The following is a 26,563-nucleotide window of genomic DNA, read 5'->3' on the forward strand; positions in this document are numbered from 1 at the left end:
CACGTGTTCGGCGGCTTCGACTCGCTCCGCTCGCTCAACCCGTTTCGTCTCGCTCCGCTCGCTCAACGACCCGCAATGATTGCGGGTCGTTGAGCGCAGGAGCGCAGCGACGGAGGCGAATCGAAACGGGCCCTCAGCCTGCCGCGCGCTCCGCGGCCTCGACGACGTTCGTCATCAGCAGCGCGACGGTCATCGGCCCCACACCGCCGGGGTTCGGGGAGACGAAGCCCGCGACCGACGCGACATCAGGATGCACGTCGCCGTAGACCTTCGACTTGCCGGTCTCAGCGTCGTCCTCCCGGGTGACTCCCACATCGAGCACTGCCGCACCGGGCTTGACATCCTCTGCCCGGATGAGGTGCTTGACCCCGGCCGCCGCGACGATGACGTCGGCCTCTCGCAGGTACTTCGGCATGTCGACCGTGCCGGTGTGCGTCAGCGTGACGGTGGCGTTGAGCTCGCGGCGCGTCAGCAGCAGGCCGATCGAGCGGCCGATCGTGACCCCTCGTCCGACGACGACGACATGCTTGCCCTTCAGGTCGTAGTCATTGCGCAGCAGCAGCTCGATCACACCGCGGGGGGTGCACGGCAGCGGCGTGTGGATCGGCGCGTTGACGTTCAGCACGAGCCGTCCGAGGTTGGTCGGGTGCAGGCCATCGGCATCCTTCTCGGGGTCGATGCGCTCGAGGATCGCATCCGTGTCGATGTGCTTCGGCAGCGGCAGCTGCACGATGTAGCCGTGGCACGTCGGGTCGGCGTTCAGTTCGTCGATCAGCGCTTCGACCTGCTCCTGCGTGGCGTCGGCCGGCAGTTCGCGCTGGATCGAGTTCATCCCGATCGCCTCGGACTGGCGGTGCTTCATCCCGACGTACAGCTGGGATGCCGGATCCGCGCCGACCAGCACGGTGGCGATGCCCGGGACGATGCCCCGCGCGCGCAGCGCCGCGACCCGCTCGGTCAGCTCGGTCTTGATCTCCGCGGCTGCGGCCTTGCCGTCCAGGACGACAGCGGTCACTGCTGCAGCTCCGGGTAGAGCGGGAATGCACCGGCGAGCGCGTCGACGCGTGCCTTCAGGGCGGCCACATCGGCGCCGGGCTGCAGGGCCAGGGCGATGATGTCGGCGACCTCGGTGAACTCGGCATCGCCGAAGCCGCGCGTGGCCAGCGCCGAGGTGCCGATGCGCAGACCGGAGGTGACCATCGGCGGGCGAGGGTCGTTCGGCACGGCGTTGCGGTTGACGGTGATGTGGATGTCGTGCAGCAGATCCTCGGCCTGCTTGCCGTCGATCGCGGCATCACGGAGGTCGACGAGCACGAGGTGCACGTCCGTGCCGCCCGAGCGCACCTTGATCTGCGCATCCGCGACATCCTGCTGGGTGAGGCGATCGGCGAGGATCTGGGCACCGCTGATGGTGCGCACCTGGCGATCCTTGAACTCGGGCGTCGCGGCGAGCTTGAAGGCGGTCGCCTTGGCGGCGATCACGTGCATGAGCGGGCCGCCCTGCTGACCCGGGAACACCGCGGAGTTGATCTTCTTGGCGAGGTCGGCGTCATTGGTGAGGATGAAGCCGGAGCGAGGGCCGCCGATCGTCTTGTGAACGGTCGACGAGACGACGTGTGCGTGCGGCACGGGGTTCGGGTGCACACCTGCGGCGACGAGACCGGCGAAGTGCGCCATGTCGACCCAGAGGAGGGCCCCGACCTCATCGGCGATCTCGCGGAACTTCGCGAAGTCGAGGTGGCGAGGGTACGCCGACCAGCCGGCGACGATGACCTTCGGCTTGTGCTCGATGGCCAGGCGACGCACCTCGTCCATGTCGACGAGCGAGGTCTCCGGGTTCACGCCGTAGGCGACGATGTCGTACAGCCGGCCGGAGAAGTTGATCTTCATGCCGTGGGTCAGGTGACCGCCGTGGTCGAGCGACAGACCGAGCAGGGTGTCGCCGGGGCGGGCGATCGCGTGCAGCACGGCCGCGTTGGCTGTCGCACCGGAGTGCGGCTGGACGTTCGCGAACTCGGCGCCGAACAGGCTCTTGACCCGCTCGATCGCGAGGGATTCTGCGACGTCGACCTCTTCACAGCCACCGTAGTAGCGGCGTCCGGGGTAGCCCTCGGCGTACTTGTTCGTGAGCACCGATCCCTGCGACTGCAGTACGGAGACGGGCACGAAGTTCTCGGATGCGATCATCTCGAGGAAGGTGCGCTGCCGGTTCAGCTCGCGGTCGAGGACCTCGGCGATCTCGGGATCGACTTCGGAGAGCGGGGCGTTGAAGTACGGATCGGTCATGTCGTCCTCTTTCGTTGCGGAATGAAATGTCATCGGTGGTGGATGTCATCGGCCCAGGCGCGCGGTCGAATTCCGTAACGGTCGCTCCCCGGTGGTGACCCACCCAGACGCCAGTCGCGACCGTTCGAGCATAGCGGAATTCCGAAGTCCCAGAGTAGCGGGGCGATCTGGCCGCATCGGGTGCCGCAGGGTACGTTTTGTTCATGGTCCTACCACTTGTTCCGCTGCCCGTGTCCGTCACCGAACCGACCGGAATGCTGTCGTTGACGGCGGCCACCCGCATCATCGTGGAGAACGACGCGGATGCTGCGGCATCCGTTCTCGCCGACGTGATCGCCGAGCGCACGGGGCTGCGCCCCGCCGTCGCAGGGCCCGGACACGACGCCATCCGGCCAGGCGACATCGTCGTTCGACGCACCGCCCGGCAGGGCGAGCAGTACACACTGCACGTCGGCGACACAGCGCGCCTGGAAGGCGCCGATGCCGGCCTGTTCTACGCCGCGCAGACACTGCGTCAGCTCCTCACCGACGACCGCGAGGGCTGGGCGCTCCCCCACGTCGACATCGAAGACAGCCCGCGTTTCTCCTACCGCGGCGTCATGCTCGACGTCGCCCGCACGTTCTTCGACGTCGACACGGTCAAAGCGTTCATCGACCGGGCATCGTCGCTCAAGTTCAACCGACTGCACCTGCACCTCACCGACGACCAGGGCTGGCGGCTCCAGATCGACAGCCGTCCACTGCTCACCGAACGCGGCTCGACGACGGCGGTCGCTGCCCGCCCCGGCGGGTTCTACTCGAAGGACGACTTCCGCGAGATCGTGCGATACGCCGCATCGCGCCACATGGTCGTCGTGCCGGAGATCGACCTGCCCGGGCACACCCACGCGATCGGCCTCGCCTATCCCGAGCTCGTCGAGGCCCCTGTCATGAACGACGGCCTCCTTGCGCAGGCGAAGGAGCTCGGAGAGGCGCTCCCGGCCGCCGGGGAGCCGTATCGCGGCACCGGCGTCGGACACTCGTCCGTGAAGATCCACGGCGATGCGACGTGGGACTTCCTGCGCGATGTCCTCACCGAGCTCGCCGAACTCACCCCTGGACCGTTCCTCCACGTCGGCGGCGATGAGTGCCTCGGCACCGCTCAGGCCGACTTCGATGTCTTCATCGAGCGTGTCACCGCCCTGACCACCGAACTCGGCAAGACCCCGATCGCATGGCACGAGGCGGGCTCCGCCCAGGTCGCAGAGGGAACGATCGGGCAGTACTGGGGCAGCACCACCCCGGCCGGAGAGCACGCCGATCACGCGCGGCGCTTCGCCGAGCACGGCGGGTCGGTCATCATGTCGCCGTCGAACACCGCGTACCTCGATATGAAGTACGACGCGGAGTTCCCGCTCGGGCTCGACTGGGCGGCACTGATCGACCTGCAGACAGCGTACGAGTGGGAGCCGACGGCGATCGTCGACGCTCTCCCCGCCCAGGCGATCCTCGGAGTCGAATCCCCGCTGTGGGCCGAGACGATCGAGACATTGGACGACATCGATCAGCTGATCTTCCCGCGCGTCGCAGCGATCGCCGAAGTCGCGTGGTCGCCGGCCGCTACACGCGAGTGGACGTCGTTCCGAGAGCGCGTCGGAGGGCTCGGAGCCGTCTGGGATGCCGCAGGATGGGCCGGCCACCGTCCCTCCGAGATCGCCTGGAGCACCCGATGACCACGACCCTGATCCACTCCGTCCGTCTGATCACCGACGGCACCGAGACCCCTGACGCCTGGGTGAGATTCGAAGACGGCCGCGTGGCCGCGACCGGCATCGGCGCCGACTGGACGGACGCCGACACGGTGATCGACGCGATCGCGCTCGCTGGCGAGGGGGCCATCCTCACCCCGGGTTTCATCGACATCCACGGTCACGGCGGCGCAGGAGCATCCTTCGACGACGGCGTAGACGCCATCCGCACCGCGCGCGAACTGCACCGCGCCCACGGCACGACGCGTGCGGTCATCTCGCTCGTGACCGCTCCGCTCGACGATCTCGTCCGTCGCGTCGGTGAGATCGCCGATCTCATGACGACGGATGCCGACATCCTCGGCTCGCACCTGGAGGGTCCGTTCCTCGATCCCGGTCATCACGGCGCCCACGAGCCTTCGCTGCTGCGCGAGCCGGCAGCAGCCGATGTGCGGCGCCTGCTCGAGGCGGGGCGAGGCACAGTACGCCAGGTGACGATCGCGCCGGAGCTTCCCGGAGGCCTCGAGGCGATACGCATCATCGTGGCGGCCGGCTCCGCAGCGGCCGTCGGCCACACCGACGCGGATGCCGCGACCGCCGTCGCCGCGTTCGAGGCCGGGGCGACGATCCTCACGCATGCGTTCAACGCGATGCCGGGCATCCACCACCGCGCACCGGGTCCGGTGCTCGCCGCTGCGGCCGACCACCGTGTCGTGCTCGAGGCCATCGCTGACAACGTGCACCTCGACCCGCACGTGATCAAGCTGCTCTTCGACGCGGCTCCCGGCCGAGTCGCGCTGGTGACGGATGCCATGGCCGCAGCCGGCAGCGCAGACGGCAACTACGACCTTGGTGCGGTCAAGGTGACCGTCGCCGACGGCATCGCCCGCGCCGACGACACCGGATCGATCGCGGGGTCCACGCTCACTCAGGATGTCGCGCTGCGGCGCGCAGTCGAGGCCGGCGTGTCGCTCGCGGAGGCGGTGCGCGCGCTCACGCAGACGCCCGCGGCAGCGATCGGGTACGAGGCCCAGCTCGGACGACTCACGCCGGGGCGCATCGGTGACGCAGTTCTGCTGGACGTGCGACTTCAGGTCAAGCACGTGCAGACCGGTGCTGCGCTCGTCTGAGCAGGTGAGGTCGGCGATCGCTGCTCCCCTGCCGGCGACCTCTTCCCTCCGGTTGCGAGCGGGTGGCTCGGAACTCCTCCCCCGAGGTGCCGAGCCACCCGACCAGAGCAAAGCCCGCGATGGCGCCCGAACTCCGCCCCCCGGTGGAGTTCGGATGGCTGTCTCCACTTGATGAGACGACGACCGGGTCGATTCATCACGCGATTCCCGAAAGAACTTTTCGAGAGTTGACCCCGAGTTGTCCACAGGGCTGGCCCCGCTGGGAGTTTCGAGGGAGAATAGTCCGGGCGCGTGAGGACCGACCGGATCACGCGTCTCTTCATGTGAGGGTCAACCGGCCCTCACAACAGATGGAAGCCAGTGCAGAACCACGACCACACCGCAGAAGGCGCATCAGCCGATGCCGATCTGATCCTGCGCACCCGCTCGGGCGACGCGGACGCATTCGGAGAACTCTGGCAACGGCACTATCCGTCTGGGATGTCGGTCGCCCGTTCGATCACGTCGAGCATCGATCCCGACGACCTGGTGCAAGAGGCGTACGCACGCATCTACCAGGCGATCATCAAGGGTGGCGGCCCGAACGGGTCCTTCCGCGCCTATCTGTTCACCAGCATCCGCAATACCGCCGCTGCCTGGGGGCGATCGCGTCGCGAGACCGCGATGGACGAGCTCGAGACCGTCGCCGATCCGAACAGCACCGAGCAGGCAGCCGACGAGGCGCTCGATCGCAGCCTGACCGCACAGGCGTTCCGGAGCCTGCCCACCCGGTGGCAGGAAGTGCTCTGGTACACCGAGATCGAGCGGATGAAGCCGGCCGAGGTCGCTCCCCTGCTCGGTATGAAGGCCGGAGCGGTCTCGCAGCTTGCCTTCCGTGCTCGAGAGGGCCTCCGTGAAGCATGGATCCAGGCGCATCTTCGCAGCGCCGAGCCCGGCTCGCCGTGCCAGTGGACCATCGAGCACGTCGGCGCCTACTCACGAGGAAACCTCAGCTCACGCGATCAGAGGCGGCTCGATCAGCACATCGAGGACTGCGCACGGTGCACGATCGTCGTCGCCGAGGCGAAAGACGTCTCCAATCGTCTCGCTCTCGTGCTGCTCCCGCTCGTTCTCGGCATCTCCGGGGCTGCCGGATACACCGCGACGCTGCAGGCCGGCGGAGCTCCGGTCGTGGCGCTCGCAGCCATGCCGTCCAGCGTGATCGAGGGCGGAGTCGTCGTCGGAGGCTCAGCAGGTACGAGCGGTGCCGTCGGCGGCCTCGCAGGCGACGGCGGAACCACGGCCGGTGGCAGCGCTGCGGGTGGCAGCGCAGCCGGAGGATCCACGGCCGGGGCCGTGACCGGCATCGGCGCTCTTGTGGGGGCGGGCTCCGCGGCGCTGGTGGTCGCCGGCGTCGTGGCTGCGACGACGATCGTGCCAGGACTGCTGGACGCGAATCCGATGACCTCGATGCCGAGCGCGAGCGAGGTCGGCGATTCGTCAATCTCCACCGAGCTCGAACCAGGCAGCGAGATGAACGACAAATTCATCCTCGAGATCGAGGAGGAGCCTGAGGCGCCCCACACCCGCGATGTCGATCAGACGCCGCAGATCAAGCTGCCGACGGTCGACAATGAACCGACGGCAGCGCCGGTGGCGCCCTCGGTTCCCGGCGGCAGCGGCGGAGACGGCGACGAAGGGACGACCGAACCAGTGAAACCTCCGGTCGGCGAAGAAAAACCCCCGGTCAGCCCTCCGGGTGAGGGCGGCGAGGATCCCGAACCTGCTGTTCCGACCGAGAAAGCGACTGTGACGGGCGCGGATTGGATCGACCGCGACCCTCCGCTCAACGATAATCACACGGTCACCATCTACGTCTCCGGCGTACCCGGAACGAGCATGGAGGCCGCGATCGTGAAGGACAACAAGCGCGGCGACTCCTACATTGCCGACATCGGCGACGATGGGACCGGCGTTTTCGTTCTCGAGGCAACCCAGGATGACCTCGCGGCCCCGAACATCGTCGAATTTAAGTACGTTACGACGGACCCCGGCTCCCAGTTCTCGTTCAGCATGACCGTGGCGGAGATTCGCGAGCTCGCCACGGGCGGCACCGAAGATTCCGAGATTCCCGACCCGGCGGAGGACCAGCCCGCACCTGCGGAACCCACTGCCAAAGCGCATGCAGCGCAGGAGCAGCCGTCCGCAGACGAGCCGGTCGTCGAGGCGCTGGCCGAGGAGACCACCTCGAGCTCAGTCGTCGAAGAAGTCGCGCCCGATGCTGTGCCGGTCGCTGCCGATGAAACCCCGTCCGCGGACGCGACGGCGCCGCTCGAAGACCTTGCCCGCCTCACGACCCCGGCCGAGGACGCTGCCCCCGCCGAATAGACTGGGAGCATGCCCGAAACCCCCGACGCAGTCCCCGGTGTCAACCGCCCGAACATCACCCCGCTCGACATCATCCGGGCCGTCATCCTCGTCGTAGCGATCGCCTCGGTCGCGCTCTGGGGCTTCGCGATGTGGACGTTCCCGTGGAACATCGTCCTGGGCATCGGCTCACCGCTGCTGGTGCTCCTGGTGTGGGCGCTCTTCCTCTCTCCGCGCCCGGTGCTGACTCTGCACCCGTTCGTGCGTGCCGCCGTCGAACTGCTGATCTACGTGGGTGTGACGCTGGCCTGGTGGTCGATGGATCAGGCCTGGGTCGGACTCGGCTTCGCCGTCGTCGCCGTCACCTCCGGGCTCTTCGCCGGTCGGAGAGACTTGCGATGACCGTCGCCGCAGCTCTGCGGAACGCCCTCGGCGACATCGTCGACACCACCGAAGGCTCCCTGGAAGCTGCCCGCGCTGACCGGTCAGGGCACTCTTCGGCCGGTCGCCCCATCGCCGTCGTGCACGCCGAGACGATCGAACACGTCCAGCAGGTCATGCGGATCGCGACCGACACCAGCACCCCTGTCGTCGTGCGCGGTGCCGGCACCGGCCTCGCGGGAGCCGCCAACGCCGGCCCCGGCGAGATCGTCCTGTCGACCATGCGAATGAACCGCGTGCTCGAGGTGCGACCGGACGATCTGTTCGCCGTCGTCGAGCCGGGCATCCTGAACGCCGAGCTGAACACCCTGCTCGCCGAGCACGGACTGTGGTGGCCGCCGGATCCCGCCAGTCGCGAGATATCCACCGTCGGAGGCAACATCGCCACTGGTGCCGGCGGACTGCTGTGCGCGAAGTACGGTGTCGTGCGCGATGCCGTGCTCGGAGTGGACGTCGTACTCGCCGACGGACGGCTGATGCACCTGGGACATCGCAGCGTGAAGGGTGTCACGGGGCTCGATCTCACTTCGCTCATGATCGGCTCCGAAGGCACCCTCGGCATCGTGGTCGGCGCGACGCTGAAGCTGCGGCGCCTGATCGTCGGCGAGATCTGCACCCTCACCGCCCTGTTCCCCACCGTGCGCGATGCGGCGGCCGGATCGGCAGCGGTCACGGCATCCGGTGCCCAACCCTCGATCATGGAGCTGATGGATTCGAAGGCGCTGGCCGCCGTCCACGCCCTTCTGTCCTTACCTGTGCCCTCGGCCGGTACCTCCCAGCTGACGATTCAGACCGACGGCCCCGCGGCTCGAGGCGAGGCCGACCGCATCGCCGCGTCCCTTCGCGGGTGCGGCGGCGAAGTGACCCTGACATACGACCGCGACGAGGGCGAGCGCCTGCTCGCCCTCCGCCGATCGATGCACGGCGCGATGGCGGCCCTCGGCACCACACTCATCGAAGACGTGTCCGTGCCGCGCAGCGCGCTGCCGGCGATGTACGACGAGATCGCCCGCATCGAGAACGCGTACGGTCTCGAGATTCCCACCGTCGCCCACGCCGGAGACGGCAACCTGCATCCGAACTTCATCTTCGAGGGCGACGTCGTGCCCGAGCAGGTATGGGCTGCGGCCGACGATCTGTTCCGATCGGCGATCCGGCTCGGCGGCACCCTCACCGGCGAGCACGGCATCGGCATGCTCAAGAGCCGCTGGCTCGCCGAGGAGCTCGGCGACGATCAGTGGCAGCTGCAGCGGCAGATCAAGGCCGTATTCGATCCGCTCGGCCTCCTCAACCCCGGAAAGGTCTTCACCAGTGCCTGACATCCACGTGAGCGCGGCGATCATCCACGACGCGGACGGCCGCGTGCTCGTGGTTCGCAAGCAGGGCACCACGAAGTTCATGCAGCCTGGCGGCAAACCGGAGATCGGCGAGAACGCCGCGCAGACCCTGGCGCGCGAGCTCGACGAGGAACTGGGACTCAAGGTCGACGAAGCGCAGCTACGGCCGCTCGGACGGTTCATCTCCGCCGCCGCGAACGAGCCGGGTCACCGCGTCGTCGCGGACGCGTTCGCCCTCACGATCAAGGCCGATTCCGTCACTGTGCAGGCAGAGCTCGCCGAACTGCGATGGATCACGCCGGCCGACGTCGCTGCGCTGGAGCTCGCGCCGCTCAGCCTCGAGCACCTGCTGCCGATCGCGTGGCCGGAAGAGGGCATGGCTTCGTCTCGCTGACGCTCGCTCAACCCGTTTCGTCTCGCTGACGCTCGCTCAACGACCCGCGGTGCAGCGCTCGCTCAACGACCCGCGGTGCAGCGCTCGCTCAACGACCCGCGGTGCAGCGCTCGCTCAACGACCCGCGGTGCAGCGCTCAACGACCCGCGGGAAGTGTCAGAGCCCCTGCCAGGCCGGCTTGTTGTCGAACGTGTAGCGGTAGTAGTCGGCGAGCTTCAGCCTCGATGCGGCCGCCTCGTCGACGACGACCGTCGCGTGCGGGTGCAGCTGGATCGCCGACCCTGGGAGCATCGCGGTGAGCGGACCCTCGACCGCGTCGGCCACAGCCTGCGCCTTGCCGTCGCCGAACGCCAGCAGCACCAGGTGGCGCGCCTGCAGGATCGTGCCGAGGCCCTGCGTCATGCAGTGCATGGGAACCTGGTCGATCGAGTCGAAGAATCGCGCGTTGTCCTCGCGGGTCTGCTGCGTGAGCGTCTTCACCCTGGTGCGCGATGCGAATGACGAGCCCGGCTCGTTGAATCCGATGTGGCCGTCGGTGCCGATACCGAGGATCTGCAGGTCGACGCCGCCCGCAGCCTCGATCGCCGCCTCGTAGTCGGCGCCCGCATGCTCGATGCCGGCGGTCGCGCCATTGGGCACGTGGATCTGATCGGGGTTCAGGCCGAGCGGCTCGACGACCTCACGGGTGATCACCGAGCGGTAGCTCTCCGGATGCTTCGGGTCGATGCCCACGTACTCGTCCAGCGCGAAGCCGCGCACCTGCGACACGTCGGTTCCCGCGAGTCGGCCGTGCAGCGCCTCGTAGACCGGCAGCGGTGTGGATCCCGTCGCCAGCCCCAGCACGGCATCGGGCCGAGTGGCGATGAGTCGCACGATCTCGTCGGCGACCAGTGCACCCGCAGCGGCGGCGTTCTCGACGATGACGACTTCAGCCATGGGCGGCGATCTCCTTTTGAGGTGTGTGCGCTCCGACCAGCGCGGCGCCGAGGGCAGCCGCAGGGGAACCGGAGGGAAGCAGTTCGATTCTCTCATCGAGATGCAGTGAACGCAGAAACGGCGAGCCCTTCGCGTCCGTGATGAGAGCGTTGCGGATGCCGTCGCCGACGCGGTCGCCGAGAGCGGTGAGTCCGCCGCCGATGACGACCGATTCGACGTCGGCGCTCAGCACGAGAACGCGCACTGCGGCCGCCGCGCCGCGGAAGAGGTCGGCACGGAGCCGGAGCGCGTCGCCGTCCCCCCGATCGGCGGCATCGAAGATGTCGCGGACCGGCAGCGACCCCGGTCGTCCCCAGGCTCGGGCGAGCGCGCCGCCACCGCACAGGGTCTCGATGCAGCCGCGCTGTCCGCAGCTGCAGACGCGCCCATTCGGGTCGACGGAGATGTGGCCCACCTCGCCCGCGGTGCCGCGTGATCCACGCCAGATCGCGCCGTCGATCACGATCCCGGCGGCGACGCCGGTGCCGAGGTTCAGATATGCCATCGACGCGGACTCTCCGCGGAGTGCCGCAGCGCCGAGTGCGGCAGCCTTCACATCGTTCTCGACGACGACGGGCACCCCGAGACGCGCAGACGAGACAGACGCGAGATCGAGCGACTCGACGCCCAGGTTCACGGCATGCAGCACGCGGCCGTTCGCGGTGTCGACGAGGCCCGGAATCCCGATGCCGACGCTCGTCACGTCGGCGGCCGAGACGTCGGATGCCGCACACAGCTCCCGCACGCTCTCCACGACATCGGCGACGACAGCCTCGTCGCCATGACCGCTGGGGCGGCGGATTCGACCGACGATCTCGTCTGCGTCCGTGACGGCGACGGCATCCGTCTTGGTACCGCCGATGTCCAGGCCGATGCGCACCGGCCGTCCTACGAGACCGGGGTGCCCTGCTGATGCCACTACGAGACTCCCAATTGAGCGGACAGCACCATGACCGCGGCGCCGCGCAGCACGATGTCGCTCTGCGCAGTGAGCCTGATCACGACATCGTCGAAGACGCCCTCGAGCGTTCGCTCCCGCAGGGTCGAGGTCGCGGCTTCGATCAGCGTGCCGTCCAGCAGGTCGGCGGGCCCGGAGAGCACGACCTCCGAGAGATCGAGGGCCGTCACGATCGGTGCGATCGCGATCGCCAGGCGAGCACCCGCATCACGCAGGATCTCCTCGCGCGCCTCCGGCTGCGCCTGGACGGCATCCCGCAGTCGCGTGACGCTGAGCCAGGCCTCCAGACAGCCGTCCCGACCGCAGACGCAGCGGGGGCCACCGTCGGTGCCGACGACGACGTGACCGATCTCGCCCGCGGCGAAGCGGCTGCCGAGCAGCGGCTGGCTTCCGGAGATGAGCCCGGCTCCCACGCCGACACCGATCTTGACGAGCATGAAATCGGCCCTGGCGTCGCCGAAGGTGTACTCGGCGAGGACCGCGGCGTTCGCGTCGTTGCGGGCGAGCACCGGGAGTCCGAGGTCGCCGCCGAGCTGTGCCTCGAGCGGGAAATCGGTCCAGCCGAGGTTGGGAGAGCTCAGCACGACGCCGTCCGGGCGCACCACACCGGGTGTTCCGACTCCGACGCCGAGCAGCGGCGCGGTCGCAGCGGCCACCAGCATGCCGGCGAGTTCACGCAGCGCCGCGTACGCGACGTCGCCGTCCGGCTGCTCGGGACGTGCGGTCTCGCGTCGCTCGATCACGTCTCCGTCGAGGCTCAGCACCGCTCCGCGGAACGCCTCGGCGTCGGAGAGGTCGATGCCGATGATCTGATGGCCGAGCCGGTCGATGTCGATGAGGATCGGAGGCTTGCCCGGGCCGGCGGTCTCGCGCACGCCGAGCTCGACGACGATGCCGTCGGCGATGAACTCCGCGACGAGGTCGGAGATGGTCACCCTGGTGAGGCCGGTCTCCCGCGAGAGGTCTGCGCGGCTCATCGCACCCGAGTGGTAGAGCGTCTGCAGCACGAGAGCACGGTTGTGTCCGCGGGCATGCTCTGGCAGCACCTTGGAGCGCGAGCGCAGGTGACGGGAGGGTCCGAAGGCATGCGCATTGGCGCCGGCGAGGTAGACCGGCGCCGCGTGGCTCGACTCATCCGATTCGGACATATTTGTTAGTAGACCTTACGAACGTGGAATCTGCAACCTTCGACCCGCCACGGGAGCGGGAGGGTTACCGAACCGTTACTCAACTCGCGCCCCGTCGCATGTGTCCGGCGAATGCGGCCGCAGCCCTTCGACGAGACCGGCGACGACCTGCTCGCGCGCGGCGACGGTCATGGGCCTTCCGGGGACGCCCGGCCGCCGCTGATCGATTGCCGACCCGTCGAGAGGACGATATCGCACCCCGGCCGCCGTCAGTCGCCGCAGGTGCACGGCGAGACGTCGCAGGAACGATTCGCCGTCCCCCGGATCGCCGCCCACCCAGAGCCGCTCGGCGATCGCGCTGAGCCTCGGGAACATGGCGAAGTCCACGCGATCCCGAGTCGGCAGGTGTTCGGTCCAGACATTGGACTGTCCCCCGACGACCCCTTCGGGAAGACGCAGGGTGTACGCGTGCTCGATCGTCAGCGGCGGGCCCACCGGCACCGGCTCGTCGGCCGACTCGGACTGCCGATAGTCGAGATACGTCTCAAGATCAGGGCAGCCCACGACGGGGATGCCGCGTCGAATGGCCTCCTCCAGCGCGACAGGTCCGCGCCATGCGAGTATCCGTACGCCATCGGGAACGTCGCCCTCGAGCACCTCGTCCCACGCCAGCGCCGTGCGTCCGTGCGACCGTACGTGCTCGACGAAGTGCCTGGTGAACCATGGCTGCACGTCGCGAGGCGATGCGAGTCCGAGCTCCTGCATGCGCGCAGCAGCCGCAGGGCTCTCCGCCCACTCCGTGACCGGCACCTCATCGCCGCCGATCCCGATCCACGGCGAGTCGAAGATGTCGCACAGCGCATCGATCGCGGCGCGCCCGAACTCCAATGAGTCCTCGGTGGGCGCCAGAGTGCGCGGGTTCACCCCGAAGCGCTCCCATGGAGCGGTGACGGGTCCGGACGCATCGACATTGCCGAGGGTCGGATACGCGGCGAGCGCGGCCTGCACATGCCCCGGGAGTTCCACCTCCGGCACGATCGTGACGAAGCGCTCCGCGGCGTACGCGACCAGTTCGCGCAGCTCGGCGGTCGAGTAGTACCCCTCGTGCATGCCGGGCTCGACCGTGGCCAACGGTCCGTGGCCGCGCTGCGTCGCCTCTCGACGGGCACCGATCTCGGTGAGCCTGGGGAAGCCGGGCACCTCGAACCGCCAACCCTGATCATCCGTGAGGTGCAGGTGCAGGATGTTCAGCTGGTGCAGTGCCAGCAGGTCGATCAGGCGGCGGATGTCTTCGGCGGGCCGGAAGTGCCGTGCGACATCGAGCATCGCGCCGCGCCAGCCGTAGGCGGGCGAGCCCTTCCATTCGCCGGCGGGGATGCGTGCCGTGTCGATCTCCGGTGCACGAAGTTGGCGCAGTGCCGTGACGCCGCGGAAGACGCCTTCCACGGTCGCGCCGCTCACCTCGACACCGGTGGAGGCGACGGTGATGCGGAACGCCTCGTCGCCGATCCGACCGGCGGCGGTCGCGCTCTCCCCCACCGCGGGATCGAGCGTCAGCGAGATGGCCGGGTGACCGGGTACGTCGACGGTGTCCCCGACGCGGTCGCCGCCCGAGAGCAGATCGGCGACGGCAGCGAGCTCTGCCGGTGCCTGCACCGGAGTGTCCGGCGTCCAGACGAACGGCGCTGCCGGGGCGTCGATCCTGGCATCGATCAACGGCACGGTCGCACGATGCGGTGGCGGCGGCATCCTGAGAGCGCGCCCAGGGGTGTCGCCGGTGACGACACCGCCCGCGACGACCGGAATGCCGTCGACCAGCACCTCGACGACCCCGATCGGAGGGGTTCGTGGTTCATCGAACGTGGCGCCGGCGGCGACGGTGTCGGGATCGAAAAGCACGACGTCGGCCGTCGCGCCCTCACGGATCACGCCGCGCGGCGCGTCACCGAGGTCCAGGCCGAGGCGGGCCGCGGGAGTGCCGGAGAGGTGGCGTACGGCCTCCTCCAGCGTCAGCACTCCGAGCTCGCGCACGTAATGCCCGAGATAGCGGGTGAAGGCGCCGAACCCGCGCGGATGCGGTTTCGCCCCGATCAGGATGCCGTCACTGCCGCCGGTGTGACGCTCGTGCTGCATGATCGCCTGCACGTTGTCCTCATCGCCGATGTGCATCAGGATGCCGGTGGCCCCGGCATCCGCCACGATCGTGTCGAGCACGACGTCGACTGCGCGCTTGTCGTCCTCCGCGGCGATCTGCGCGATGGTCCTGCCGACGAGTCGGGCGAGGGCGGGGTTCCCGGTGCCGGTGATCTCGATGCTCGACCAGTCCGCGCGTTCGCCGTGGAACCCGTCGCAGCCGATCTCCTCGAGCTCGACGCGCACCTGCTCACGGCCGACGGCATCCAGCGCCCTGATCGCGGCGATGAGGTCGCCGCCCTCGGCGAGACGGCTCGGCAACAGCGCCGTCAGCGTGGTCGCGCCGGGAAGGTACGGGTAGGTGTCGAGCGTGACGTCGACGCCGTCCGCGATCGCCTCATCGATCAGCGCGAGCAGCTCGTCGGCGCGGCCGCGATTGGGCGCGAAGTTCATCGTGGCGTGCGTGAGGTGGATGGGGCATCCGGTGCGGCGTCCGATGTCGAGCGCCTCACGGTAGGCATCCAGCGCCGCAGCGCCGTAACTGCGGGTGTGCGGTGCCCAATAGCCGCCCCGCTCCGCGACGACGCGGCAGAGCGCCTCGAGCTCCGCGGTGGAGGCATACATGCCCGGTGTGTAAGTGAGCCCGCTCGACATGCCGAACGCCCCGGCGTCCAGCGCCTCCCCGAGCATCTCCCCCATCTGCCGCAGTTCGGCAGGGGTGGCCGCACGGTTCTCGTGCCCGACGGCGATCATTCGCGGGTTGCCCTGCGGCACGAGCACGGCGACGTTGGCCACCGTGGCCGCGTCGATCGCGCTGAGCAGATCGTCCATCGTGCGCCACGGAACACCCGCGGGCAGACCGTTCCAGCCGGCGATCTGTGCAGGGATCACGGATGCCGTGGCATCGTCGAGCGGCGCATAACCGAGGCCGTCCTGACCGATCACCTCTGTCGTGACGCCCTGCAGGATCTTGGCCCGATGATCCGCGCCCTCCAGCACGGCCAGGTCGCTGTGCGCGTGCATGTCGATGAAGCCCGGCGCGAGGACCAGGCCGCGCGCGTCGATCTCGACGGTGCCCGTCGGAGCGTCCAGAGCCCGCGCAGCCCCCGCGCGTACGACGGCGACGATCCGCGCGCCCTCTACCGCGACATCCGCGGTGAAGCGCGGAGCACCTGTACCGTCGACCACCGTCGCGTCGCGATAAATGCGAACGCGCCCGTCTGCGGCCCGCTCAGCACTCAGCAGCACATTCCCCGGCAACCGATCCGACATTTGTTGAGGCATCTAACAAGGCTACTAGGCTGGTCGGATGAGCACGAAGACGCGAATCACGACCACGTCCGCCCCCGCCCCCGCACACACCTTCTCGCAGGGCGTCCGCAAGGGACCGTTCGTCCAGGTGTCCGGTCAGGGCCCGGTCGACCCGGCGACCAACGAGTACCTCTTCCCCGGCGATGTCGCGGCGCAGACCACCCGCACCCTCGAAAACGTCAAGGCCATCGTCGAGGCATCCGGTGCGACGTTCGACGACGTCGTCATGCTGCGCGTGTACCTCACCAAGCGTGAGGATTTCGCCACCATGAACGATGCCTACGGCGAGTTCGTCAGCGCGCACACGTCCAGCGGCGTCCTGCCCTCGCGCACCACCGTGTTCACGGGGCTGCCCCGCGAGGAGATGCTCGTGGAGATCGACGGCATCGCCATCGTCGCGGAGTGATCGGCACGCGCTGAGTGCGCGTTGATGGGGTGCTCTCCCCATCGTCACACGCGTGCAAGTTGTGTTTGACTGGATGCACGACCGGAGAATCGCACCGCAGTTCGTGGTGCCGTTATTGAGGGGAAACCTATGAACCGCCGTATCGCCGCATGGACCATCGCCGCTGTCGCCGTGCTCGGCCTCACCGCCTGCTCTGGCTCGCCCGCCGCTGAGGACGACACCTCGAACGAGGCCGGCGACTCCGCCCCGGTCGAAGAGACCAACACCGACCAGTCCGTCGAGGACGCCTGTGGGATCGTCCTTCCGAAGCTTCAGGACGCCAACGCCGCGGCGAGCGAGATCGACACGACCGGCGCCACCGACCCGCAGACCACCGTCGACCAGTTCAGCACGGTCGTCGATGCCTTCGGTGAAGCCGCAGACAGCGTCGACAACGTCGAGGTGAAGGAAGCGACCTCTGCCGTGCACGAGGACTTCGCCGCACTCGGCGACGTGCTCTCCAAGGTGCTGATCGACCAGGACCTCACCGCCGCCGAGGGCATGACCACCATCACCGCCGATCTCACCGAGTCGGCGACGGCGCTGCAGGAACTCTGCAGCTGACCTCTGAACATCGAAAGCCCCGTGGCCCTTTTTGTCCTATCTCACGAAAGGTGGCAGAGGGTGAGACGCGAGATCCCCGGGATCACTAGTGTCTGAAGTGACGTCGAGCCGTCAGTATTCTCACGAAACATGTCAGTAATCGCGTTTCACTCTGACGCCTCCATCGACCTGCCGGAAACGTCGAGCGGACGGTATTGGTGCAACAGGTTCCGGCAGGGGTTTTCGGCAGCTGCTTGATCGGCGTGTCTGCCCACACCCGGACCAACATCCTCAGCCTGCCAAAAATCGATTGATTTCGGCAGGCCCGAGCAAGAGAGGATGGTGTCGTAGCCGATGCCCAATTCCTACCGCACAACCCGCCGTTTCGGGAAGAACACGATTCATGGTGTCTAGACGTGAACCTGGGCGATGACCTCGCCGAATTCCGTCTCTCCGATCGGTTCAAAGCCCACACTGCGGAAGAAGGCCTCGGGGCCGGTCTCGCCGGCTTCGTACATGACGTTGACGTGGTCGAATCCGCGTTGGCATGCTTCCTCCGTCAGTTTCTCCACGGCGAAGCGGCCGATGCCACGGCGCTGTTCGTCGGCGTCGACGTTGATACGCCACAGGACGGAGCGGAAGTGCTCGTAGGGTGCTTCGGGTTCGAAGTTCGCGCTGAGGAAGCCGACGACCTGGTCGTCGTCGAGCACGACCCGTTGCCATGACGTGAGCGGGTTCACCACTGTGGCCGCGATGCCGTAGCTCACGGGGGAGAGGAACTCCTCTTGTCCGGGCTTGAGTGACATGTTGTTGACGTCGACGATCGTTGAGGGAGAAAGCTCGACAAGTTGGAGCACTTCTCATCACTCCTCTCGAATTTGAGTTTCGCTTCCTTGGCTTCTTTGGCGACCCTCGAGGCCGCTGCCCGGAGCCCTCCGGCGGGGCTCCGGGCACCTCGTGAAGGTCACGACCGGTCCGGGGGTGATCGGACTCTCGATCTGACTCTCGCCGCCGGGCGTCGATCGACAAGGCGCCATCCTGCGTTCCCGCCCCAGACCCGGGAAACGTGATTGTGTGGTGGGCACGGGAGGGTTTCGAGGATGACGCGATCACCGAAGCCGCAGGCGGTCATGATCGCCGCGAATTGGGCCGTCACCCACTCTCGGTCCTGCAGCAGCAATTCGAGGGTGTCCTGCTGGGTAGCCGGTGGGGAATCGACGCCGGTCGCGGTGGTGGTGTTCAGGACCATATCGACACCTCCTGTCGGCGGTGGAGAGTGCGCTCCGGTCAGGCGCTGATGCTCTTGGCCTCCTTCCTGCCCGATATGGCGTCGCGGCTGCCGATGCTGATCTTGCGGGGCTTGGCCTGCTCGGCGATAGGGATCCGCAGCCGCAGCACGCCGGCGGTGTAATCGGCGTCGACCTTCTCCGTGTCCAGCGCGTCGCCTAGCACCAGCTGGCGGCTGAAAACACCCCAGGAGCGCTCGGCAGCGACGGCGTTCGCGGCATCCGGCATGTGACTGAGCCGTTCGGCGCGGATGGTCAGCACATTGCGCTCCACGTCGATGTCGAGCTTGTCCGAGTCAATGCCGGGCAGGTCGAGCTCGACTACGAACTCGTCCCCTTCCCGCCACGCGTCCAGCGGCATGCTCGATGGCCGGGCGGCGGTTCCGAAGATCTGCTGTGTGAGCCGGTCGAGGTCACGGAATGGGTCATTGTGTTGCAACAGCATTTCTGCATCTCCTCCATCTCACTGTAGTTGTGGGCCACTCGATAATCTGTGTCGAGTGGTATAGGTTTTATACATCTGATCCCATAGGTATTGCAAGCCCGGAAGGGAAGAGAATTTTGGAGAATGCAGAGTCCTCTCGCGCACGCGGGGTGTACGGCATCGCCGTCGCAGCCGAACTCGTCGGTGTCGGCGAACAAGCACTGCGTCTGTATGAGCGCAAAGGACTGGTGGAACCCGGCCGCACCGCTGGCGGCACGCGTCGCTACAGCGAAAACGACCTGTCCATCCTTCGACGAGTCGTCGAGTTGCTCGACGCCGGTGTGAACCTCACCGGTGCCCGCCACGTGCTCGCGCTGGAGACCACCAACCGTCTCCTGCGCGCCCAGCTGGACGAATCTGCACAGCAGGCCGTCGACGAGACCCCGAGAGTACCGGACGCGCTATGAGGATCCGCGCCCTCGGTATATAATCCGGGTGACGTCTGACGGGCGATGAGGCTCGTCAAGCTCCCAACCTTCACGGTTACGGCAACAGGCGTTTACGCACTGGTCCGGCTCGATCCTTCCTCCCGTCAGACGAACACTGGTTCTGACTGATTGGAGTGTTGAGATGTCCCCGATGCCCGATCCCCGGTTCGAATTGCACAGGATCACCGCAACAGAATGGTTGATCCTGGACCATCGGTACGGCCCGAACGATGCGCGGCGAACCATCGCCTGCGTGTACGCCCTGGACGAGAACGAAGTCAGCGTCACGTGGTTGCGCGAGCTCCCGCTGGCACTCTATTACCAGACGGCATTCGACGTCCTGGAAGACGTACAGAGGTTCTACGCAAGAGACCGTTCACAGCGCCCGAGCCCGATCCCGCATATGCCGCCCCCCATGATGGCTACCGCTTAGCCCCCCCCGGGCGCGGACGGTGCACCTGAGACACTGGAACTGGTGTGGTGCTGCTGAAGACCAGTGCGAGGGCGTCGCGTACGATGTCGGATTCGTCGCGCTGTTCACCCGTCGCGAGGTCGTGCACGCGATCCTTGGGCAATTGGGGCACACGCACGCACGACCTCAGAGGAGGGCGCTGACTCTCTCCGCGGTTTCTTTCGCGGAGCCAGGGTTCTGGCCGGTGACGAGGTTGCCGTCGACGATGGCGTAGGAGACGAACGGGATGTTGGCCTTCTCGTACAGCGCTCCCCCGGTTCTTCACCTCGTCTTCGGCGTTGTACGGCACGAGCTTGTCGGCAACACGACGGATGCCTTCCGCCAAACCTGGCATCTACCCGTCGGCGAGAACCGGCTCACCTACCGGGAGTTCGTTACCCTCGCCAGCGACGTCTTCAACCGGGACGGCAAGTACACCCTCATCCCCAAGCTCGCCCTGACCGCGGCCGGCCTCTCCTCATCGCAAGCACGCGAGCTGCGAGAACTCCTGCCCCGGTGCGAGCACGACAACCGCTTCGACTCGGCTAAGTTCACCACACGGTTCCCCACGTTCAAGATCACCACTTACCGCGAAGGTCTCAACATCATCGGCTAGGAACATCACATCGGACCGGACCGTCGCGGACAGGCAGCCTCTGAGGCACCGACGTCCTCAGTGAGAATCCGACAGGCTCGTGAGAGGTTCCGCCAACTTCGTGAGGATCCGACACGCTTCGTGAGATCGGACACTTTTCGGTCGCGGGGCGTTCGGCGTTCGCAGGGACTTGCAACCGTTGCCTTGCCGTTATCTGGCGCCCGGTATGATACGTGAGAAGGTCACACTGAAATCACGGGGGGTGAGTAGGTGGCTGGTCTCATCGAGGCACCTGACGCGAACACTGCGCAGACCGCTGTCATCCCGCCATCCGCTGGCGAAACGGCACCGCAGTGGGCTCCGCGCGAGCCCACTCCCAAGAAGCGCCACGTCGGGCTCTGGGTCGGCGTCGCCGTCGGCGTGCTCGCTCTGGGCGCTGCCGCGGCATCCACGATCCTCATCGCACCCGGCACCTCGATCGCCGGGGTTCCCGTCGGGGGTCTGACTCCCGGAGCAGCGGCAGACGTCGTCACCGCGCACCTTGCGAACACCGAGATCACGCTCGCCGGCGCCGGCGCCGATCAGGTCGTGACCGGTGCCGACCTGGGTGCGACGATCGATGCGCGTGCTCTTGCAGACGAGGCGTTCGCGTCGCACCCGATGTGGAATGTCACCTCCTGGATGCCGGAGCCGATCGCCGGAACCATCACCCTCGACCCTGATCTCGCGCATGACTCATTGCGAGAGCTCCTCCCCGCCAGCTACGAGGACGCCATCGACGCCGGCGTCGCGTTCGATGCGACGAGCGCTTCGTACCTGACGACGCCCGCCGTCGCGGGCACCGGAGTCGATCTTGACGGACTGACCAGCGCGATCACCGCAGCCCTCGCCGACGGCGAAGACTCGCTGACCTACTCGGGCGACCCGGCCGAGGCCCCCGCCCCGGTCGGCGACGACGAAGCCGCCGCCGTGGCGGAAAAGCTCAACACGATGCTCGCGACGATCGGCTTCTACGTCGGCGCGGAGCGCACCGTACCGATCGATCCTGCCGTCGCCGCGACCTGGCTCGAGGTCGTCAATCAGGATGGCGAGCTGAGCATCGTCGCCGATGAGACCGCGATCCAGGCGACCGTGGACGCACTGCCCGCCGCCGTCAACCGCGCAGCTGTGGATGCCGAGTCGATCACCAACGCCGGCGGCGACGTCCTCCGAGAGCTGACTGCCGGCGTCACCGGACGCACGCTCGGCGACACCAGCACGTTGGCATCCGACTTCGCCGAGAAGCTCGAGGCGGGCGATGCCGTCCAGCCGCTCGAGGTCAGCGAGGTGCCCTTCGCGAGCACTACGCTCGCGCGAGAGATCGACATCAACCTCGCCACCCAGACCGTCTCCGCGATCGAGAACAGCGTCGTGGTCGACTCCTGGCTTGTCTCCTCCGGCGCCGGAGAGAACGCCACGAACACCGGCTCGTTCCAGATCGGCTGGAAGACGTCCAGTCAGGACATGGGCAACCCCGACCTCACGGAGGCGCCCAACTACTTCCAGCCGGACGTGCCGTGGGTCATGTACTTCAACGGTGACGAGGCGCTGCACGGTGTCTACTGGCACAGCAACTGGGGCACGCCGATGAGTCACGGCTGCGTGGGCATGCCCATCGACGCTGCGCAGTGGCTGTACAACTGGACGCCCGAGGGCGTCAACGTCTACGTGCACTACTGAGACTTCGGGCTCAGCATCGCTGAGACGAAGAGCGGGCGGATGCCGTAGCATCCGCCCGCTCTTTCGTTCTGTGTCAGATCGCGTCGATGATCGCGTTCAGGGTCTGCGACGGGCGCATCACCTTCGTGACCTTCTCGACGTCGGGGCGGTAGTAGCCGCCGATGTCGACCGCCGTGCCCTGAGCGCCGTTGAGCTCGGAGACGATCTCCTGCTCCTTGGCTGCGAGGTCTGCGGCGATCGGGACGAACGCCGTGGCGAGGTCCGCATCCTTGGTCTGCGCGGCGAGCTCCTGCGCCCAGTACAGGCCCAGATAGAAGTGGCTGCCGCGGTTGTCGATCGTGCCGAGCTTGCGTCCGGGAGAGCGATCCTCTTCGAGGAAGGTTCCCGTCGCAGCATCCAGCGTCTCGGCGAGCACGCGCGCCTTCTCATTGCTGTTTCGATCGGCGAAGTGCTCGAGCGAAGCCGCCAGCGCGAAGAACTCGCCCAGCGAGTCCCACCGCAGGTAGTTCTCCTCGACGAGCTGCTGCACGTGCTTCGGGGCTGACCCGCCTGCACCGGTCTCGAACAGTCCGCCGCCGGCGAGCAGCGGGACGATCGAGAGCATCTTCGCCGAAGTACCCACCTCGAGGATCGGGAACAGATCGGTCAGGTAGTCGCGCAGCACGTTGCCGGACACCGAGATGGTGTCGAGACCGTGGCGCATGCGGGCGAGCGTGTAGCGAGTCGCCTCTTCGGGGGCGAGGATCGAGATCTGCGCTCCCTTGGTGTCGAGCGTCGCAAGGGCCTGGTGCACCTTCGCGATCAGCTGCGCGTCGTGCGCACGGTTCACGTCGAGCCAGAACACGGCCGGGTCGCCGGTCGCTTGGGCGCGCGACACGGCCAGACGCACCCAGTCGATCACGGGGATGTGCTTGGTCTGGGTCGCACGCCAGATGTCGCCGGCGCCGACGGTGTGCTCGATGAGCACGATGCCCTCGCTGTCGACGACCTCGACGAGGCCAGGGGCCGAGATCTCGAACGTCTTGTCGTGGCTGCCGTACTCCTCGGCGGCCTGGGCCATCAGGCCCACGTTCGGCACGGTGCCGATGGTGGCGGGGTTGAGCGGACCGTTCGCGATCACGTCGTCGATCACGGCCTGGTACACACCCGCGTAGGAGGAGTCCGGGATGACGGCGAGAGTGTCGTCCTCGCCCGCGTCCACACCCCAGAGCCTGCCGCCGTTGCGCACGAGGGCGGGCATCGACGCATCGACGATGACGTCGGATGGAACGTGCAGGTTGGTGATGCCCTTGTCGGAGTTCGTGTAGGACAGCCGCGGGCCCTTCTCGAGGGCGCCGGCGAACTCGTCGGCGATCTCCTTGCCGCCCTCGATGCTCGCCAGGCCGGTCAGGATCGAGCCCAGACCGTCGTTGGGGCTGAGGCCAGCCGCGGCGAGCTTGTCGCCGAAACGGGAGAATACGTCGGCGAAGAAGGTCTTGACGACGTGACCGAAGATGATCGGGTCGGAGACCTTCATCATCGTGGCCTTGAGGTGCACCGAGTACAGCACGTCGTCGCTCTTGGCCGCCTCGAACGTCTCCGCGAGGAAGGCGTCGAGGGCGGATGCCGAGAGGAACGTGGCGTCGATGATCTCGCGCGGCAGCACCTTGAGGTTGTCCTTGAGCACCGTGACCGTGCCGTCTTCGGCGGTGTGACGGATGGTGAGGACGTCGTCGTGCGCGGCGACCCAGGACTTCTCGTTGTGCTTGAAGTCATCGGCGGTCATCGTGGCGACGCGGGTCTTCGAGCCCTCGGCGAACGGCTTGTTCGTGTGCGGGTGCTTCTTGGCGTAGTTCTTCACGGCGAGCGGAGCACGACGGTCGCTGTTGCCCTCGCGCAGCACGGGGTTCACTGCCGAGCCCTTGATGCGGTCGTAGCGCGCGCGGACGTCCTTCTCCTCGAGCGAGGATGGCTCGTCCGGGAAGCTCGGGATGTCGTAGCCCTGGTCCTGCAGTTCGGCGATGGCGCCCTTGAGCTGTGGGATGGATGCCGAGATGTTCGGCAGCTTGATGATGTTGGCCTCTGGCAAGGTCGCGAGACCGCCGAGCTCGGCAAGTGCGTCGGAGACCTCTTGATCAGCGCTGAGCCGCTGCGGGAATGCCGCGAGGATGCGTCCTGCCAGCGAGATGTCGCGGGTCTCGATCTCGACCCCCGCCTTGCCCGCATAGGCCTGGACGATAGGGAGGAACGATGCGGTGGCCAGAGCCGGTGCCTCGTCCGTGTGGGTGTAGATGATGGCGTCGTCGGTCACCGGGAGTTTCTCCGTTCACGAGTCAAAACTGTCTCGATACCAAGATACCTGAGTGGTCAGTCGGCATTGGCAGACATCTTTCGGCGCAGGCACCGCCCGGAGAGGTTACCCTGGGCGTATGACGGAACTGCGCGTGGTCGAACTCTCCGCTGCGACGATCGTCGCCGTGAACAATCTGTCGCTCAAGCCGGGGCAGGAGCAGTACCTTGCCCCGGTCTCTTACGGGATCGCGGCGACCGTGATCAATCCTCAGACGTCGTGGCAGCGTGTGATCCTCGATCGCAACGAGGTCGTCGGGTTCGTGAGCGCCAGCTTCGATCCGGAGTCCGAGGAGGAGCACTTCCGCTCGGTGCTGTGGCGCATCAACGTCGACGCCGATGACCAGGGTCGCGGCGTCGGCCGCTTCGCCGTCGAGAGTCTTCTCGATGAGGCCCGACGGCGCGGGATGGATCATGTCAACGTGATCTACGAGGCCGGCGACAACGGTCCAGAGGCATTCTTCCAGCGCGTCGGCTTCACTCCGGTCGGCGAGACGGAGTACTCCGAAGTGATCGCGGAGATCCGTCTCGCACCTTGAGAGAGCGGCGGCGGGGCCTCGGATCCCCTCCCCCACCGAGGCCTCGTCGCCTTGGAACCGCCGCGGCGAGTTCGCACCGTCGCGACGACGTCGTCACGGCGTCATGTCGCAGCTACCACCCAGACCTCGAGGAGATCACCGGATGACCCCCACGGCAGGCTCAGCCGACTACCGCGACTCCGGCCTGGTCTTCCCGCCGTCGTTCACGTTCGGCTCGGCCACCGCCTCCTATCAGATCGAGGGCGCCGCGGCCGAGGACGGCCGCACGCCGTCGATCTGGGACACGTTCGCCAAGACGCCTGGCAAGGTCTGGAACGGTGACACCGGCGACGTCGCGTGCGATCACTACCACCGCGCCTCGGAGGACCTCGATCTCATGAAGCAGCTCGGGCTGGAGGCGTACCGCTTCTCGATCGCCTGGCCGCGGATCCAGCCGACCGCCGACGGCGCCGTGAACCAGGCGGGCATCGACTTCTACTCGCGTCTGGTCGACGGGCTGCTCGAGCGCGGCATCCGCCCTGTCGCGACGCTGTACCACTGGGATCTTCCACAGTATCTCGAAGACGCCGGCGGCTGGACCTCCCGCGCCACCACCGATGCCTTCGAGCGCTATGCCGAGGTCATGGGCACAGCGCTCGGCGACCGCGTGCACACCTGGACGACGCTGAACGAGCCGTGGTGCTCGGCGTACCTCGGCTACGGTCAGGGCGGGCACGCGCCAGGCCGCACGGAGCCCGCTTCGGCGCTGTCGGCCGTGCATCATCTGAACCTCGCGCACGGTCGCGCGGTTCAGGCGCTGCGTGCGACGTCGACCGGCGACCCCGACTACTCCGTCACGCTGAACTTCCACGTGCTCCGCGGGCGGGGCGACGGCGCGGCAGAGGCGATGCGCCGCATCGACGCTCTCGCGAACCGCGCGTTCACGCATCCGATGCTCCGCGGTGAGTACCCCGCCGATCTACTGGCCGACACGGCGGAGGTGACCGACTGGGCATTCGTGCAGGACGGCGACCTCGAGACGATCAACCAGCCGATCGACGTGCTCGGCGTGAACTACTACTCGACCGCGACCGTCCGCCTGTGGGACGGCGTGTCCGAGAAGCAGCACAACGACGGGCACAAGGGCACGTCGGCCGGCACCGCATGGCCGGGCAGCGACCAGGCCGTGGAGTTCGTGCAGCAGCCGGGGCCGTACACGGCGATGGGCTGGAACATCGCGCCGGAAGGCCTCGAGGAACTGCTCGTCTCGCTGTCGGAGCAGTTCCCCGAGCAGCCGCTGATGGTGACGGAGAACGGCGCAGCGTTCGAGGACGAGGTCGCCGAAGACGGCTCGGTGCCAGACCCCGAGCGCACCGACTACCTGCGTCGCCACTTCACTGCGGCGCATCGGGCGATCGAGCGCGGCGTGGACCTGCGCGGCTACTTCGTATGGTCGCTGCTGGACAACTTCGAATGGGGCTACGGCTACGCCAAGCGATTCGGCATCGTCCGCGTCGACTTCAACTCGCTGGAGCGCACCGTCAAGGACTCGGGGCACTGGTACCAGGAGCTGGTGCGCGCCCGCGCGATTCCGGCGTAGT

The 26,563-nt window shown here is 67.5% G+C and carries 23 protein-coding genes and 1 riboswitch; of the genes, 14 read left to right on the plus strand and 9 right to left on the minus strand.

All coding sequences use genetic code 11. From position 1 onward, the window contains the following. Window positions 1-133: 133 nt before the first annotated feature. Both J1M43_RS12210 and glyA read right to left on the minus strand, forming a co-directional pair. On the minus strand, window positions 134-1,015 hold the full coding sequence (locus tag J1M43_RS12210; protein ID WP_033104923.1) for a bifunctional methylenetetrahydrofolate dehydrogenase/methenyltetrahydrofolate cyclohydrolase: 882 nt from the start codon (window positions 1,013-1,015) through the stop codon (window positions 134-136). Continuing rightward, the gene (gene glyA, locus J1M43_RS12215) at window positions 1,012-2,286 is read right to left on the minus strand and encodes a serine hydroxymethyltransferase (RefSeq protein ID WP_206476848.1); all 1,275 of its coding nucleotides are present in this window, start codon (window positions 2,284-2,286) and stop codon (window positions 1,012-1,014) included. The genes J1M43_RS12210 and glyA overlap by 4 nt, the downstream gene beginning before the upstream one ends. Window positions 2,287-2,330: 44 nt before the next feature. Beyond that, window positions 2,331-2,414: riboswitch (ZMP/ZTP riboswitch) on the minus strand. Window positions 2,415-2,489: 75 nt separating this feature from the next. On the opposite strand from glyA, the gene J1M43_RS12220 reads away from it, so the two are divergent. The 6 genes from J1M43_RS12220 (at window position 2,490) to J1M43_RS12245 (ending at window position 9,661) form a co-directional block, all read left to right on the plus strand. After that, a complete protein-coding gene (locus J1M43_RS12220) occupies window positions 2,490-3,998 on the plus strand; it encodes a family 20 glycosylhydrolase (RefSeq protein ID WP_206476849.1) in 1,509 nt (502 codons plus the stop codon). Further along, window positions 3,995-5,143, plus strand: a complete 1,149-nt coding sequence (gene nagA, locus J1M43_RS12225; protein WP_206476850.1) for an N-acetylglucosamine-6-phosphate deacetylase — start codon at window positions 3,995-3,997, stop codon at window positions 5,141-5,143. The genes J1M43_RS12220 and nagA overlap by 4 nt, the downstream gene beginning before the upstream one ends. A 360-nt stretch (window positions 5,144-5,503) precedes the next feature. Further along, on the plus strand, window positions 5,504-7,510 hold the full coding sequence (locus J1M43_RS12230; RefSeq protein WP_206476851.1) for a sigma-70 family RNA polymerase sigma factor: 2,007 nt from the start codon (window positions 5,504-5,506) through the stop codon (window positions 7,508-7,510). A gap of 9 nt (window positions 7,511-7,519) precedes the next feature. Beyond that, window positions 7,520-7,891, plus strand: a complete 372-nt coding sequence (locus J1M43_RS12235; protein ID WP_033104927.1) for a YrdB family protein — start codon at window positions 7,520-7,522, stop codon at window positions 7,889-7,891. After that, complete coding sequence (locus J1M43_RS12240; protein ID WP_033104928.1) at window positions 7,888-9,249, plus strand: FAD-binding oxidoreductase; 1,362 nt, start codon at window positions 7,888-7,890, stop codon at window positions 9,247-9,249. The genes J1M43_RS12235 and J1M43_RS12240 overlap by 4 nt, the downstream gene beginning before the upstream one ends. Continuing rightward, the gene (locus tag J1M43_RS12245; RefSeq protein WP_033104929.1) at window positions 9,242-9,661 is read left to right on the plus strand and encodes an NUDIX domain-containing protein; all 420 of its coding nucleotides are present in this window, start codon (window positions 9,242-9,244) and stop codon (window positions 9,659-9,661) included. The genes J1M43_RS12240 and J1M43_RS12245 overlap by 8 nt, the downstream gene beginning before the upstream one ends. Before the next feature lie 156 nt (window positions 9,662-9,817). Here the strand turns inward: J1M43_RS12245 and nagB are convergent, their stop codons facing one another. The 4 genes from nagB to J1M43_RS12265 all read right to left on the minus strand — a co-directional run bounded on the left by nagB (window position 9,818) and on the right by J1M43_RS12265 (window position 16,138). Further along, complete coding sequence (gene nagB / locus J1M43_RS12250; RefSeq protein ID WP_033104930.1) at window positions 9,818-10,597, minus strand: glucosamine-6-phosphate deaminase; 780 nt, start codon at window positions 10,595-10,597, stop codon at window positions 9,818-9,820. Then, entirely contained in the window at window positions 10,590-11,516 is a 927-nt protein-coding gene (locus J1M43_RS12255) for an ROK family protein (protein ID WP_033104931.1), read from the minus strand. The genes nagB and J1M43_RS12255 overlap by 8 nt, the downstream gene beginning before the upstream one ends. Window positions 11,517-11,554: 38 nt before the next feature. Beyond that, window positions 11,555-12,742 (minus strand): ROK family transcriptional regulator, encoded by a 1,188-nt coding sequence (locus J1M43_RS12260; protein WP_033104932.1) that lies wholly within the window; start codon window positions 12,740-12,742, stop codon window positions 11,555-11,557. A 75-nt stretch (window positions 12,743-12,817) separates the two neighbouring features. Beyond that, complete coding sequence (locus J1M43_RS12265; protein WP_234000483.1) at window positions 12,818-16,138, minus strand: family 20 glycosylhydrolase; 3,321 nt, start codon at window positions 16,136-16,138, stop codon at window positions 12,818-12,820. Window positions 16,139-16,163: 25 nt separating this feature from the next. On the opposite strand from J1M43_RS12265, the gene J1M43_RS12270 reads away from it, so the two are divergent. Together J1M43_RS12270 and J1M43_RS12275 are read left to right on the plus strand one after the other, a co-directional pair. Further along, window positions 16,164-16,571 (plus strand): RidA family protein, encoded by a 408-nt coding sequence (locus J1M43_RS12270; RefSeq protein WP_188436113.1) that lies wholly within the window; start codon window positions 16,164-16,166, stop codon window positions 16,569-16,571. Between the two features lie 129 nt (window positions 16,572-16,700). Next, window positions 16,701-17,174 (plus strand): hypothetical protein, encoded by a 474-nt coding sequence (locus tag J1M43_RS12275; RefSeq protein ID WP_206476852.1) that lies wholly within the window; start codon window positions 16,701-16,703, stop codon window positions 17,172-17,174. Between the two features lie 389 nt (window positions 17,175-17,563). Here J1M43_RS12275 and J1M43_RS12280 read toward each other — a convergent pair whose 3' ends face one another. Continuing rightward, window positions 17,564-17,959 carry a GNAT family N-acetyltransferase gene (locus tag J1M43_RS12280; RefSeq protein ID WP_052166906.1) on the minus strand — a complete coding sequence of 132 codons (396 nt, stop codon included), beginning with the start codon at window positions 17,957-17,959 and terminating at the stop codon, window positions 17,564-17,566. 481 nt (window positions 17,960-18,440) lie between these two features. Then, window positions 18,441-18,884 carry an Hsp20/alpha crystallin family protein gene (locus J1M43_RS12285; protein ID WP_084595499.1) on the minus strand — a complete coding sequence of 148 codons (444 nt, stop codon included), beginning with the start codon at window positions 18,882-18,884 and terminating at the stop codon, window positions 18,441-18,443. Window positions 18,885-19,000: 116 nt separating this feature from the next. On the opposite strand from J1M43_RS12285, the gene J1M43_RS12290 reads away from it, so the two are divergent. The 4 genes from J1M43_RS12290 to J1M43_RS17100 all read left to right on the plus strand — a co-directional run bounded on the left by J1M43_RS12290 (window position 19,001) and on the right by J1M43_RS17100 (window position 22,116). Then, window positions 19,001-19,330 carry a MerR family transcriptional regulator gene (locus J1M43_RS12290; protein ID WP_033104936.1) on the plus strand — a complete coding sequence of 110 codons (330 nt, stop codon included), beginning with the start codon at window positions 19,001-19,003 and terminating at the stop codon, window positions 19,328-19,330. A 172-nt stretch (window positions 19,331-19,502) separates the two neighbouring features. After that, a complete protein-coding gene (locus J1M43_RS12295; protein WP_234000482.1) occupies window positions 19,503-19,784 on the plus strand; it encodes a hypothetical protein in 282 nt (93 codons plus the stop codon). A 265-nt stretch (window positions 19,785-20,049) separates the two neighbouring features. Then, window positions 20,050-20,418: a hypothetical protein gene (locus J1M43_RS12300; RefSeq protein WP_033104939.1), complete on the plus strand. Its 369-nt coding sequence runs from the start codon at window positions 20,050-20,052 to the stop codon at window positions 20,416-20,418. A gap of 249 nt (window positions 20,419-20,667) precedes the next feature. Then, window positions 20,668-22,116, plus strand: a complete 1,449-nt coding sequence (locus tag J1M43_RS17100) for a L,D-transpeptidase (protein WP_206476853.1) — start codon at window positions 20,668-20,670, stop codon at window positions 22,114-22,116. Between the two features lie 73 nt (window positions 22,117-22,189). On the opposite strand, the gene J1M43_RS12310 is transcribed toward J1M43_RS17100, so the two are convergent. After that, on the minus strand, window positions 22,190-24,406 hold the full coding sequence (locus J1M43_RS12310; protein ID WP_206476854.1) for an NADP-dependent isocitrate dehydrogenase: 2,217 nt from the start codon (window positions 24,404-24,406) through the stop codon (window positions 22,190-22,192). A 118-nt stretch (window positions 24,407-24,524) separates the two neighbouring features. Here J1M43_RS12310 and J1M43_RS12315 point away from each other — a divergent pair, with 118 nt between their 5' ends. Beyond that, entirely contained in the window at window positions 24,525-24,983 is a 459-nt protein-coding gene (locus tag J1M43_RS12315) for a GNAT family N-acetyltransferase (RefSeq protein WP_206476855.1), read from the plus strand. A gap of 142 nt (window positions 24,984-25,125) precedes the next feature. Beyond that, on the plus strand, window positions 25,126-26,562 hold the full coding sequence (locus tag J1M43_RS12320; RefSeq protein ID WP_206476856.1) for a GH1 family beta-glucosidase: 1,437 nt from the start codon (window positions 25,126-25,128) through the stop codon (window positions 26,560-26,562). Window position 26,563 lies beyond the last annotated feature (1 nt).

Source organism: Microbacterium sp. KRD172 (assembly GCF_017168295.1).
Taxonomy (GTDB): Bacteria; Actinomycetota; Actinomycetes; order Actinomycetales; family Microbacteriaceae; genus Microbacterium; species Microbacterium profundi.

Excerpts from the sequence above, each read along its gene's own strand:
- glyA (WP_206476848.1), bottom strand. The coding sequence starts at position 2,286 with ATGACCGATCCGTACTTCAACGCCCCGCTCTCCGAAGTCGATCCCGAG.
- J1M43_RS12220 (WP_206476849.1), top strand. The coding sequence starts at position 2,490 with ATGGTCCTACCACTTGTTCCGCTGCCCGTGTCCGTCACCGAACCGACC.
- nagA (WP_206476850.1), top strand. The coding sequence starts at position 3,995 with ATGACCACGACCCTGATCCACTCCGTCCGTCTGATCACCGACGGCACC.
- J1M43_RS12235 (WP_033104927.1), top strand. The coding sequence starts at position 7,520 with ATGCCCGAAACCCCCGACGCAGTCCCCGGTGTCAACCGCCCGAACATC.
- J1M43_RS12240 (WP_033104928.1), top strand. The coding sequence starts at position 7,888 with ATGACCGTCGCCGCAGCTCTGCGGAACGCCCTCGGCGACATCGTCGAC.
- nagB (WP_033104930.1), bottom strand. The coding sequence starts at position 10,597 with ATGGCTGAAGTCGTCATCGTCGAGAACGCCGCCGCTGCGGGTGCACTG.
- J1M43_RS12260 (WP_033104932.1), bottom strand. The coding sequence starts at position 12,742 with ATGTCCGAATCGGATGAGTCGAGCCACGCGGCGCCGGTCTACCTCGCC.
- J1M43_RS12265 (WP_234000483.1), bottom strand. The coding sequence starts at position 16,138 with ATGCCTCAACAAATGTCGGATCGGTTGCCGGGGAATGTGCTGCTGAGT.
- J1M43_RS12270 (WP_188436113.1), top strand. The coding sequence starts at position 16,164 with ATGAGCACGAAGACGCGAATCACGACCACGTCCGCCCCCGCCCCCGCA.
- J1M43_RS12275 (WP_206476852.1), top strand. The coding sequence starts at position 16,701 with ATGAACCGCCGTATCGCCGCATGGACCATCGCCGCTGTCGCCGTGCTC.
- J1M43_RS12280 (WP_052166906.1), bottom strand. The coding sequence starts at position 17,959 with ATGTCACTCAAGCCCGGACAAGAGGAGTTCCTCTCCCCCGTGAGCTAC.
- J1M43_RS12285 (WP_084595499.1), bottom strand. The coding sequence starts at position 18,884 with ATGCTGTTGCAACACAATGACCCATTCCGTGACCTCGACCGGCTCACA.
- J1M43_RS12295 (WP_234000482.1), top strand. The coding sequence starts at position 19,503 with ATGCCCGATCCCCGGTTCGAATTGCACAGGATCACCGCAACAGAATGG.
- J1M43_RS12300 (WP_033104939.1), top strand. The coding sequence starts at position 20,050 with ATGTTGGCCTTCTCGTACAGCGCTCCCCCGGTTCTTCACCTCGTCTTC.
- J1M43_RS12315 (WP_206476855.1), top strand. The coding sequence starts at position 24,525 with ATGACGGAACTGCGCGTGGTCGAACTCTCCGCTGCGACGATCGTCGCC.
- J1M43_RS12320 (WP_206476856.1), top strand. The coding sequence starts at position 25,126 with ATGACCCCCACGGCAGGCTCAGCCGACTACCGCGACTCCGGCCTGGTC.